This window comes from Arthrobacter sp. GW822-FHT05G07 (genome assembly GCF_058799755.1).
This window is the reverse complement of sequence record NZ_JBXALT010000019.1, coordinates 18,155-29,615: the sequence shown is the minus strand read 5'-3', so window position 1 is coordinate 29,615 and position 11,461 is coordinate 18,155. Positions and strand designations below refer to the sequence as shown.

At 58.5% G+C, this 11,461-nt stretch carries 10 protein-coding genes and 3 pseudogenes; 11 read left to right on the top strand and 2 right to left on the bottom strand.

The window, feature by feature from the left end:
* Positions 1–41 precede the first annotated feature (41 nt).
* Positions 42–345 (top strand): annotated as a pseudogene (locus AC1RJY_RS23725) (DUF4193 domain-containing protein).
* Positions 346–433: 88 nt separating this feature from the next.
* Here the strand turns inward: AC1RJY_RS23725 and AC1RJY_RS23720 are convergent.
* Positions 434–1,147, bottom strand: a complete 714-nt coding sequence (locus AC1RJY_RS23720) for a hypothetical protein (protein ID WP_253033898.1) — start codon at positions 1,145–1,147, stop codon at positions 434–436.
* 321 nt (positions 1,148–1,468) lie between these two features.
* On the opposite strand from AC1RJY_RS23720, the gene AC1RJY_RS23715 reads away from it, so the two are divergent.
* The 4 genes from AC1RJY_RS23715 to AC1RJY_RS23700 all read left to right on the top strand — a co-directional run bounded on the left by AC1RJY_RS23715 (position 1,469) and on the right by AC1RJY_RS23700 (position 3,991).
* On the top strand, positions 1,469–1,858 hold the full coding sequence (locus tag AC1RJY_RS23715) for a hypothetical protein (protein WP_253033899.1): 390 nt from the start codon (positions 1,469–1,471) through the stop codon (positions 1,856–1,858).
* Between the two features lie 90 nt (positions 1,859–1,948).
* Positions 1,949–2,299, top strand: coding sequence for a helix-turn-helix domain-containing protein (locus tag AC1RJY_RS23710; protein WP_253033913.1), 351 nt, complete (start codon positions 1,949–1,951; stop codon positions 2,297–2,299).
* A gap of 31 nt (positions 2,300–2,330) precedes the next feature.
* Positions 2,331–3,788 (top strand): DUF8370 family protein, encoded by a 1,458-nt coding sequence (locus tag AC1RJY_RS23705; RefSeq protein ID WP_253033900.1) that lies wholly within the window; start codon positions 2,331–2,333, stop codon positions 3,786–3,788.
* Positions 3,789–3,796: 8 nt separating this feature from the next.
* The gene (locus AC1RJY_RS23700; RefSeq protein WP_253033901.1) at positions 3,797–3,991 is read left to right on the top strand and encodes a hypothetical protein; all 195 of its coding nucleotides are present in this window, start codon (positions 3,797–3,799) and stop codon (positions 3,989–3,991) included.
* A gap of 836 nt (positions 3,992–4,827) precedes the next feature.
* Here the strand turns inward: AC1RJY_RS23700 and ald are convergent.
* Positions 4,828–5,943 carry an alanine dehydrogenase gene (gene ald / locus AC1RJY_RS23695; RefSeq protein WP_253033914.1) on the bottom strand — a complete coding sequence of 372 codons (1,116 nt, stop codon included), beginning with the start codon at positions 5,941–5,943 and terminating at the stop codon, positions 4,828–4,830.
* Positions 5,944–6,356: 413 nt separating this feature from the next.
* Here ald and AC1RJY_RS23690 point away from each other — a divergent pair, with 413 nt between their 5' ends.
* From AC1RJY_RS23690 to AC1RJY_RS23665, 6 genes and pseudogenes are all read left to right on the top strand, one after another.
* Positions 6,357–7,613, top strand: coding sequence for an aminotransferase family protein (locus AC1RJY_RS23690; protein ID WP_253033902.1), 1,257 nt, complete (start codon positions 6,357–6,359; stop codon positions 7,611–7,613).
* A 206-nt stretch (positions 7,614–7,819) separates the two neighbouring features.
* Complete coding sequence (locus AC1RJY_RS23685) at positions 7,820–8,590, top strand: MFS transporter (RefSeq protein WP_263661286.1); 771 nt, start codon at positions 7,820–7,822, stop codon at positions 8,588–8,590.
* Between the two features lie 39 nt (positions 8,591–8,629).
* A pseudogene (locus AC1RJY_RS23680) lies at positions 8,630–9,142 on the top strand (MFS transporter); the annotation flags it as partial.
* A gap of 1,083 nt (positions 9,143–10,225) precedes the next feature.
* Positions 10,226–10,444 carry a hypothetical protein gene (locus tag AC1RJY_RS23675; protein ID WP_253033905.1) on the top strand — a complete coding sequence of 73 codons (219 nt, stop codon included), beginning with the start codon at positions 10,226–10,228 and terminating at the stop codon, positions 10,442–10,444.
* Positions 10,423–10,872: a hypothetical protein gene (locus tag AC1RJY_RS23670; protein ID WP_253033906.1), complete on the top strand. Its 450-nt coding sequence runs from the start codon at positions 10,423–10,425 to the stop codon at positions 10,870–10,872. Before AC1RJY_RS23675 ends, AC1RJY_RS23670 begins: the two co-directional genes overlap by 22 nt.
* Before the next feature lie 65 nt (positions 10,873–10,937).
* Positions 10,938–11,438, top strand: a pseudogene (locus AC1RJY_RS23665) (transposase); the annotation flags it as partial.
* Positions 11,439–11,461: the final 23 nt, after the last annotated feature.

Below are 11,461 nucleotides of genomic sequence, written 5' to 3'. Positions count from 1 at the left end.
AGTTCCGTCAGAGAAGAACACCAGAAAAGAGAATCACCGCAGTGGCAGCCGATTACGACGAAGTACGTTCCGACGTCAAGGAATCCCAGGACCGCTCCCTGGAGGCGCTGCAATCCGCCAACGCCCCGGATGCCCGCAGCGTCGTCCGCGACCTCGACGAATCCGACGCCCTGGATGACGCCATGACCCCCCGGCGGGGAGTTTGTCGCCGAGGAACTGATCGTTCAGGTGATTCCCCAGGCCGAGGACGAGTTCACCTGTTACTCCTGTTTCCTGGTCCGGCACCGGTCCCAGCTCGCGCGCGAAAAGAACGGCCACTCGTACTGCAGCGAGTGTGAAGGCTAACGCGCAGCCCCTCCCCATCCCGGAACCAATAGCAGCCTCCACGGCGTGACACAGCCCGCAGGCCAGGCATCCCGACCGGGGGAGCGGATCAGCGGGCGTAAGGGGCAACGTGCCTTTCATCGTTGAAAGGTTCGAACCAGTGCTCCAGTGCCATGGGGGCGAGCCGGAGCTGCTGGTTCAATCGTTCATCGTGCTGGAAACCGTCGAGCGATCTGTCGTACAGCATGTCGCTGTCGGTGTCTTCGAGCATCCTGTCGGTGAGGATGCCCCGCCAGCCCGGGTCAAGGTCCAGGTCGTGGGTGTCTGCGGTGATCTCGACCTGGTCCAGGAGGCACCGTACGGCCAGCTCCTGGGCCACGCAGCTCGGCGGCGTCCAGCCGGCGGCCAGTTTCATGGTCATGTCAGCGGCTACGACCAGGAAACGCCGGGCAAAGAGTCCGTTGTACTTTTCCGCGTACTGCGGCGGCAGGCCCGAGAGAACCCAGGTCCCGGTGATGTCTTCGCGCGTGATCGACTCTTTTTCCTGCAGCGTGTGGATGTCCTGAAACAGCTCATCGATGAGAATCACGGAGGCATGCCAGATGGCACCGGCCAGCAGGCGGGCGCGGCCCAGACTCCGCCGGCGGTCCTCTGCCGGAATACGGGCCATCCAGTCCAGCGTTTCGGAATCCAATCCGGCCAGGTCCTCGTCCGACAGATTCCGGCGATCCGGAATGTAGCCGAGGTCTTCCAGGCTCAGGCCCTGCAGGCGATCGGCGTCGGCGTCCAGTCCGGCAATGATCAGCTCGCGTTCCTTGTCCATGCAGCAGATGCTATCCTGACCGCCGATGCAACGCTTTACTCCTGTGGACCAGGGAGAGGCGGGTGGACACAGCAAATGGTTTAGTTGAACCTTCAACTAAATTAGCTTACATAACGACGGCTATCGGCACCCAAAGTACCGGAGTAGAAGTAGCTGCGACTCTCGGCGCCTCGGCGGCCAGCTGACGCCTTTGCGCGTTTCAGGATCCTAACGCTGACGAGGTGCGTCGAAGAGAACTTCAGCATGGCAGGGAGACCGACGCGCTTCCGGAGGGGTAATTATGGCTTGCAGTGAATATGACCTGCATGCCATAATTAGTACATGATTCTCTTCTGGCCGGACAGTTTCGATGAGCAACTCGATCGGTTGGAAGAGAAGGCTGACGCAGGAGACGAGCGGGCCGAGCTTGTCTTGGATTACACCATTGCGGCGATGGACTATTTGCGAGGGCTGCCTGAGCCGCCCACGGAGGACTCCCTGCGCCTGAAAGAAGTGCGGCAATCAGGCCGTCATCAGGTGTGGAGGGTCGCTCACCCCTTTCATGCCGGCATTGCAGTTCGTGTTATTTGCTGGTTCCCGCCGGGGCAGGCGACGGCGGTTGTGGCTCTGTTCTCCGGGGATAAGGCCAATATCGGGGACATTTTCTACGACAGCGTGGGGTCGCGTGCTGATCAGATAGTTGATCTGTGGGTAGCTGGACAAGAAGACTAAATTTAATAAACCTCAAGTAATTCAAATATAAATTAATCTAAGAATACAATCTAAGAAATGTAAATCTAGTAAAAGAATGAGTTGATCCTGATGGCGATTAGGGGCTTTAAGGAAGGCAACGACAGGCTTGACCGGATGCTTAAGCGTCCAGGTGCTGCGGAACGCGTAGCGCGAATCCAAGAAGAATCTGTGCGCGCTGAGCGCGTCCATGCGATGAATCTAGCGATGATTCGTAAAGCTGGGGATTTGACCCAGACGGATCTGGCAGAGCGCCTAGGTGTGAATCAAAGTGTCATCTCCAAGACCGAGCGTCAGCATGACATGCTTCTATCCACGCTGCTTGAGTATCTAACTGCCGCTGGTGCCGACGAAGCGAAGGTCGTCGTTAAAGTCCGTGGTCAAGAGGTTGAGTTGGACCTCAGGACGATACAACGTCACTAAAGGAACTCGTCTAACAACATATAGAGGTGAAATGCGGTTTTCGAAAGAGTTTGATCTCGCTCTAACGAGCAAAGACGATTGGTTCGACACCATACCGACGCAGGACAGTCCTCTATACGTAGACCCCTATCTCATCTTTGATGATCCTGATCCATTTTGGTCCGAATCGTATGATCACGTCGTTTCCTTCTTCGAACTCGCTGCTGACCTTGTTCTCAAGTCCGGCGGCCAAGAAGATACGCCCGCGTGGAGGAAAGCAGAACGTCTGCTCCATTTTCCAGAGCCTAAGGAGTTTGCTCTCGGCTTGGCGATGGCAAGTCCGGCCGGCTCGGGAACCGGGAAAATGTTTGCGAGAAGGATCGCTACGACGCTTGGCTTGGTTGGCAAGGAGGCTGTGAAGGACCTTTCCTCGATTGCGGGTTTTGCTCTCTTCTGCGAGGGCTTCGGGCGAGACCGTACCAGCGATGTACTCTGCAACATCCTCAAGGCGAAATTTATTGCCTATACACAAGAAGTTGCCGCAAGGCATGACATCCCAATGTCCAAAGTTGAGGTGGTTCATGCCGCCTCGGATCTGAAGAGAGGGAGTTGGTCCGATCTTAAAGTCGACCTGCCAGTGGCCAGTGGTGCGGGGGGAGTCATCCTTACTCCTCGGCGCTTTTTAAAAGACATACCTCGAGTAACACCAGACGGCTTCTGGGACTGGGCAGAGCATGCTGAGTTTGCTGCGCTTAGAGACGATTTGAACTTTGATCTTTCCGTGAGCTTGACGAAATCGCAGAAGGTCGAAGCCGCGAGGAAGGTGGCGAATACACGGCCAGATATTGCCATCAGCTACTTGCAGAAAGAAGCTTCCCGAGCCCACGCGCCCTACGACGTCGAGAGGGATCCCCAGGGCCTGGTCTACTGGTACGAGTCCGGGCAAAAGCTGGCCGCTCTCGCAGATGTATCTGCGTTGAAGGCAGGCCTGCCTTGCGACGACATCGGTTTTCAGGCATGGGTGAAGACATTGGCTGCTACCTTCCAGTATGCTGTCGAAGAAAGTGATGGATGGCGTCTTCTTTGGAATGACGACTACAGAGCGCATCGTCCTGAGAAGATCTGCCAGGCGGTGGCCGGCATGATGTGGCGATCAGAATGTCAGGCAGCGGGTGTGGACTTGAGTCGTGAAGTGGACATGGGCAGGGGCCCTGTGGACTTCAAATTTTCGAAGGGGTGGACTCGGCGCGCCCTGCTTGAAGTCAAGTACATAGGGAGTACAAAGTTCTTTTCTGGCGCTGAAAAGCAGTTGCCACAGTATCTGCAGACTGAGGGTATTTCTTTTGGCATTTACCTTGCGGTCGGATTCACTGACGGCGACTTTAGACCTGAGCGACTCAAGCGAGTAACGGATACCTGTACTGCCTTGTCTGCCGCGAAAGGGGTAACAATCAAGCCTCTTTTCGTCGACGCCCGTGTCGAAAATAAGAAATCTGCATCGACTCTTTAGGAAAGCACATGCCAACATTCCAGATCACATATGCTTCAAATGCGCTCCGCGAACGGCTCCCTGAAACCATTGAGGCTGATGACTATCATCAGAGCGGCGGATTCTTCATTTTTGTATCGAATGATGAGGATCCCTTGTCGTTGTCAACAGTCAAACATCGCTTGGCTGCAAAGACCGTACTGCACATCGAACGTATGGGATGACACCGAAAGCCTCGCTAGGAAGGACCTTCCATTGCGGGAGCGTTCTCCGGAACAGGTCGGAGGCGAATGTCCGGTCTCAGTGAAGTTGGCAACGCTCACGTGGGGTTGCCAAGTTGACTGAGACAGAGACAGGACACCGGACAAGATAAAAGAAGGATTGAGTTGAAGCTTCAACTAAAATAGCTTACATAAGATCCGTTATCGGCGTTAGAGTGGGACGAGTAGAAGTGGATGAGATAACTCGTCTCAACCTTGCGGATCGAAACTATTTGCCTGCTTGCTGCAGAGCAGTTCCGTCGAGCAACCGCACGTGGTCGTCGGCCAGACATTCGTAGATCAGCCCAGGGGGAATACGGGCGCTTATTTCGACCTTGTATGACCGAGGACAGTACCAGGTAACTAGTACCCCAGGCGGTTCGCCTGTAGGTATTTCCGCTACGAGCCGGTTCTGCCTTCCGATTCCCGCGGAAATAGTTTTGACCAATTCATTGCCGCTGGGAGACATGGGCTTCATGAGAGAGTCACAGCCGGTGGGGTCCTGAAGCCCCCTGGGTGACGGCGTCGTCCGGCCCTACGTCAAAACCCTCCGACCTCTCAAAGAGCCGCCGTGGTTCGGCCCCCTCTGAATCGAGCCACAGCACCCGGTCGTCCCCCGTAACGGCGTCGACAGTTCCGTGCCGTACGACTTCGCCGTGAAGCCGGATTACCACTCGTTGACCAACGAGGGGATGCCACGCGCGCTGCAAGTGAAATGCCACTTATGCCCTCACCTCTACCTGATGGACCCGTGCCCGGCCCCGGAGGGATTCACCCCGAGGCAAGTCACAGGACATGGATTACACGGATACCAGGTCCTGCCAGGAGGCAAGCTCGAGCCCGTGGGCGTCGCTGACGGACTTGTGGGCGACCCTGCCTGCGGCCACATTGAGGCCTGCCGCAAGGACCGGATCCTGCGCCAGCGCGGTCTTGACACCCTTGTTCGCCAAAGCGACAGCGTAGGGGAGGGTGACGTTGGTGAGGGCATAGGTGGAGGTGTTTGGAACCGCCCCCGGCATGTTGGCCACACAGTAGAAAACGCAGTTGTGCACCTGGAAAGTAGGGGACTCATGCGTGGTGGGACGGCTGTCTTCGAAGCAGCCTCCCTGATCGACTGCGATGTCAACCAGCACACTTCCCGGTTTCATTCGGGAGACCAGTTCGTTACTGACAAGCTTGGGGGCTTTTGCCCCCGGAATGAGCACAGAGCCAATCACCAGGTCGGATTCGACTACTGAGCGTTCGATTTCATAGCCGTTGGAAGCCACTGTCTGGAGACGGCCCCCGTACTGGGCATCCAGTTCCCGCAACCGACTGACATTGATGTCCAGGATGGTGACGTTCGCGCCCAGGCCCAGCGCCATGGCGGCGGCGTTGGTGCCTGCGACACCTGCACCGAGGACGGTCACCTTCGCCGGCCGCACGCCCGGTACGCCGCCGAGCAGAACACCTTTGCCTCCTGCAGGTGCCATGAGTGAGTTCGCGCCCACCTGGACGGCGAGCCTGCCTGCCACCTCGCTCATAGGCGCAAGCAGGGGCAGGAACCGTCCGGTTTGAACGGTTTCGTAGGCGACGGCCGTGACGCCGGATGAAAGGAGGGCTTCGGTCAGATCAGGCTCAGCAGCCAGGTGGAGGTACGTGAAAAGTGTGAGACCCTGGCGAAAATGACGGTACTCCGCCGCTACAGGCTCCTTGACCTTGAGGACCATGTCTGCGCGGCCCCAGAGCGCGTCGATGTCCTGGACAATCTCAGCGCCGGCGAGCACATACTCCTGATCCAGAATGCCGGAGCCTTCACCCGCGCCGGTCTGGACGAGGATCTCGTGGCCGTTGGCCTTCAGCTCGTGCACGCCAGCAGCAGTGATGGCCACGCGGAACTCATTGTTTTTAATTTCTTTGGGAACGGAGATGATCATGCCGATGCTTTCTGAGAGTGGAAAGTGGTTGGAAGACAACGACGGGTTCGGTGTCTCATGGCGTGTATCGCTCACCTCACCGTGAAAGATTGACGAGTCTTCAGGCGCTACTCTTCCACCTAGATTACGGCTCAGTCCAATACCAAAGGGTCCTTGACTGATGTCAAACAAATCATCAATGAGGGCGGCGGGCGGCGGGAACGCTGCGATCTGGCCATTTATGATTGGTTCCACATTAATTGTTTCAGGTTTGGTATTTGTTTGTCATCGATGCACAGAGGAAGCTGGTGTGGGGGGCAGCACATGCGCAGCGGACATGGGCCGTTCTACAACGCAGTCGCGTTCTATGCCTGCTCGTGGGGAAGCTAGTGCCAGCCGCGCTGAGCTGCACGCCAATATCTATAGGAGAAGAAATGTCAAGACAGCAGGCTCTGTGGAGCGCCCAAGCTCACATGCCAACCGTGCTCGCCAACGAACCAACGGTGATTGTCGAGGCCCATGGGGCTTATATCACGACTGACAAAGGCGAACGTTACCTCGATGGGGCTGGCGGGCTTTGGTATGCCAACGTGGGCCACGGCCGTGAGGAAATCGCCGAGGTGGCAGCGGCGCAGATGAAAAAGTTGGAAACCTGGCACGTATTCGGCCGTTACCTCAACGACCGCGCAGTTGAACTGGCAGAAAAGATCGCAGCTCTTGCGCCTATCGTCGACCCGAAGGTCATCCTCACGAGTGGTGGGTCCGATTCCGTCGACATGGCATTGAAACTGGCCCGGCGGCACTGGCAGTTGCAAGAGAAGTTTGAAAAGTTGACTATCGTCAGCCGGCACAACAGCTATCACGGTCTTCATGCCTTTGGGACCAGCGTCGCGGGCCTCGAATTCAATAGGGTTGGCCATGGACCCGGTCCGCTCATCCCAGACACACTCCTCGTTGATCCCTTCGACATCGACCTGGTTGAGAAAACCATCCGGGATTTCGGCGGCGAACGCATTGCCGCTTTCATCGCAGAGCCAGTAATGGGCACAGGCGGTCTTGTGCCTCCACCAGCCGGCTACTTTAAAAGGATCAAGGAACTCGCGGCGGAGTATGACTTCTTGGTTGTGGCCGATGAAGTGATTACCGGATTCGGGCGTCTCGGTACATGGTTCGCATCCGAGCGATTCGATATTCAGCCCGACATGATCACCTTTGCCAAGGGCATCACGTCCGGTTACATGCCGCTGGGCGGCGTGCTCGTCGCCCCGAAGATTTGGAAGCAGTTCTTCGAGGGTCAGGACGCTCCGATTCTGCATCAGGGGCTCACCTATTCCGGCCACGCCACGGCTGCGGCCGTTGCGCTCAAGAACCTTGAAATCCTTGAACGGGAGGATCTTCTCGGACGGGTCCGTTCGCTCGAACCCATCCTGGCCCAGGAGTTGGAGTCGCTCCGCGGCACCCCGGGCGTCCAGGACGTTCGCTACGTTGGCCTGATGGGCGGCGTTGATCTTGCACCCGGTATCTCCGGCGTAGAAGTGGTGGCGGAGATGGAACGCCGCGGTGTCCACCTGAGGAACCTTCCGAATGACATCCTCATGATCTCACCTCCGTTTATCGTGACGCAGGACGAGCTCAGGCTCATTGTGAGCACTATTCGCGACTCGCTTTCCACAGTCCTGAGTCGGCACTGATTCTGGGGAATTCCCCTAGGCCAACCTAGCCAGGTTGGCCTAGGGCCTCGCGCACTAAGGCCCCGTTTCAAGCATCAGGACTTGCGTGCCAGTGGTACCGCAGCCAGTAATAAGGGGCCCGGAAACCTGTGGAAAATATCGCTGCCACAACCTGCCTTCGATCATTGTCAGATTAACCGCACATTTACTTCAAGGGAGAAGTTTCGTTGATACCACCTCAGAAGAAGGGGTCTGGCGCTCGTCGGGCCGCCTTAGGCTCATTTATAGGTACCACCGTAGAATGGTATGACTTTTACGTATATTCCACTGCGGCAGCCCTCGTGTTCGGGACGGTCTTTTTCCCCGATACAGGGGATAGGCTGACCGGCATCGTAGCTTCTTTTGCCACCTTGGCTGTTGGGTTTTTCGCGCGGCCCTTGGGGGGAATCGTTTTCGGCCACATTGGAGATCGCTTTGGCCGGAAGAACACCCTCGTAATCACCCTGACGATGATGGGCATCGCCACCCTTCTGATCGGTTTCCTGCCTACTTATGCTCAGGTAGGTTCGTTGGCCCCTGTACTGCTTGTCATCCTGCGCTTCATCCAGGGATTGGCTGTAGGAGGCGAATGGGGTGGGGCAGTACTGATGGCAGTCGAGCACGCTCCGGAAGAAAAGAAAACCTTCTACGGAGGCATCGTCCAAGCAGGCAACCCTGCAGGCGCCCTGCTCGCCACCGGGGCATTCAGCATTCTGACGTTGAACGGCAAAGAGTTCCTGCTCGAGTGGGGGTGGCGCCTGCCATTCCTCGCTTCCGCCCTGCTAATTCTGGTCGGAATTCTTATTCGCATTGGTGTCCAGGAATCCCCGGTCTACGAGAAAGCAGAACGGAGCAATGCCACCGGCCAGCAAAAATCGCCACTCCGGGAAGCGGTCGGCAAGAACTGGCGCACGATCCTCCTGGGGATTGGAACTCTGCCGGCGGTTATCGGTGGCTAATACCTTGTAACTACCTTCGTTACGGCATATGCCACAGGACCGGAGATCGGTGCCTCAGAGACATTGATCCTGAGCGCACTGTCTGCCGCCTCCCTTGTTGAACTTGCGTTCACCTTCATCGCCGCACATTTCGGAGACCGATTTGGAAGAATCCGGGTTGTAAAATTTGGGGTTATCGGCATGGCGATCTTGGCGGTACCGCAGTTTCTCGTCTTCGACTGGGGAAATGAAACCGCGATCTTTGCCGTGTTTATACTCATGCGTGTCGCGATATCCAGTATTTACGGGCCCGCAGCCACCATGCTGGCCCAAATGTTTCCGCCAACTGCGCGCTACACGAGTGTTTCGCTTTCCTATCAAACGGCTGGTGCAATCTTCGGTGGACTTTCACCTCTCGTCTCGGCGATGCTGCTCCAGGCAACCGGGAGTATCTGGCCGGTTATCTTGTTGCTGCTTGCGATGTGCGCACTCAACTTCATTTGTGTAGCAGTTGCGCCGCAGAGGAACGATGCGGAAGACCTTGCCCGAGAAGTCGAACCAGCACACCAGTAACCAATCTCGGCCGTGGATCGGTGGTTTTGTTCCTAGTGACAGCCCCGTATTGAGGCACGGATAAATGGGGCCCGCGGTCTGCACGGTGACCGCGGGCCCTCGCCAGTGCACTCGAACAGTCGCTGCGGATGTGGCGGCCGCTTTTCCAAGTGGCCGCCACTCCCATGCACCAGCCCATCATGGAATCGTGGACCGCAATCGCGACGCGGTCCCCGCCAAGCTAAGCCAACGCAACCCCGACGAGCTATCCGAAGCCATCCCCTGTTGGACGCATTCCACGACCCGAAATGGGGCCCTTCGCAGTTAAGCATGGTTGGGCTGGAGGCCCGGCAGAGGCACTGGCGGTCGGTGTTGTTTAGACCGAAGACCGGGCCACCGGGGCGCGGAGAACGTGGCCTTGGAAGTTGCCGTTTCGTATTTGGCCGTGTTGACCGGGAGGTGCGCCCGGGCTTGCAGAGCCGTAGATCGTCCGCGCCGCAGGCCCATTCCGGTGGCGGACGGTGTGCCTGCGGCGCGGATGATCTGCAGCGGGACGAACCCGCCCGGAACTCCCCTTGGCGTACCGGGAGCACGTCGCGAAAGGACCACGGACCCTGAACAACCCGAAGGACAGACCGATGACCACTAATTCCTCCCGTCTGCCCCTCACCGCCACCTACCGGGGCGCCGGAAGGAAGCGTTCGCGCACCCATCGCGGGACGAGTCCCAAGCCCTGATCCAACCGTTGATCCTCGAAATTTCCGGCAGGATCAGCCGCCGGGTTGCGCTCCTGGAGGCGTCATCGAGTGACCCGGCTCAAGGCTCCGAGGACCTGGCCGCCCTCGCATGGATCCGGCAATCCCTAGAAGATATTGAAGCCACCATCCTTGGACTGTCGGAAGCAAATCGCCGCCGTTCTCCAGCGTCCCCGAATCCGGCCCCTTCTTCTGCCGGAAGCCTGGTCTCCTAAGTTCCGCCGGACCGGCCGCCCGCCTGGATTTCAGCCCGGACCATGCCGGCAGGCTGCCGCTCCTCCCCACGACGCCAGAACATCTGGCGTGTCCGAAGTACTCATCACCGCCCTGAGAATAAGGACTCATCACCATGCACGCACCACCCGAACGTCTCCTCATCGCCGTCCACACCCGAAAAGAACTGGACGCCGCCCTGGATAAAGCGGTGGATTTCCTGAAGCCGGCGGCGGTAGCTGAACAAGTCGGCATCTCTGTCACGCGGCTGGCACCGGGCCGCTATGAAGCGCGCCTGGACAGCAACGTTCCCCCGGGCGTGACACTCGAAAAGTGGGGGAACGAGCCGCGATGAACGGACGGCAGAGGGATCTCTCCGGCGCGCCGGCCGGCAGCGTGTTTAATCTGCTCTGTCCCGCTGCCCGCCGGGCCGGGTGCTCGCTGCGCACGGCGGCTCTGAACGCCGGGCCGGGGAGAACCGGGTTGAAAGAGTCGCTGACGGAATGCGAAATCGACATCTTCCTGTCCCTGGTCCGCGGCGACCGCGTCGTTGTGAGGGATCACGAAACCGGGGCACTGTGGGGCGGCTGGATTGACATGACGTTTTCCGACCACGGATTCATCTGGGTGATCACCGACGTCGGTGAGCGGAAGCTGCTCGACATCGGCGTGCACACGCTCTGGCGGCCGGAGGAGTCCGGAGCGTGTGGCAGCGTTCGCCGGGAAGCCGGTCGCCTTGAGGACGACAGGGCTCTGACCACTGACATCAGCCCCGGCAACTAGAATACGGTGCTGAGCCTGTTCCTTGCCCGGTCCAAGAGCGTGTTCCCGGCCCGCAGGAGCAGCCGCTGCCGGAGGCCATCACCACCGTGTGGGAACCCGCCGTGGTCCAGACCTGCATTGTTCACCTGATCCGCAACACCTTCCGCTATGCTGCCCGGCAGTACTGGGATGAAATGTCCCGGGATCTGCGCCCGGTCTACACCGCGCCCTCCGAAGCCGCGGCGAAGGAACGCTTCGGGGAGTTTTCCGGCAAATGGGGCAGGCAGTACCCGGCGATCACCCGGCTGTGGGAAACGCCTGGAGCGAGTTCGTGCCGTTCCTGGACTACGACGTGGAAATCCGCCGGGTCATCTGCAGCACCAACGCCATCGAATCCGTCAACGCCCGCTACCGGCGCGCGGTCCGGGCCCGGGGACATTTCCCCACCGGGTAGGAGGCCCTGAAATGCCCCTACCTGGCCACCCGGGCACTGGACCCCACCGGCAAAGGCAGGGCACGATGGGCCACACGATGGAAGCCGGCACTGAACGCCTTCGCTTTTCCCCTTCGAAGGAAGAATCAACTAAATGCCAACCGCGGATCCACCGTT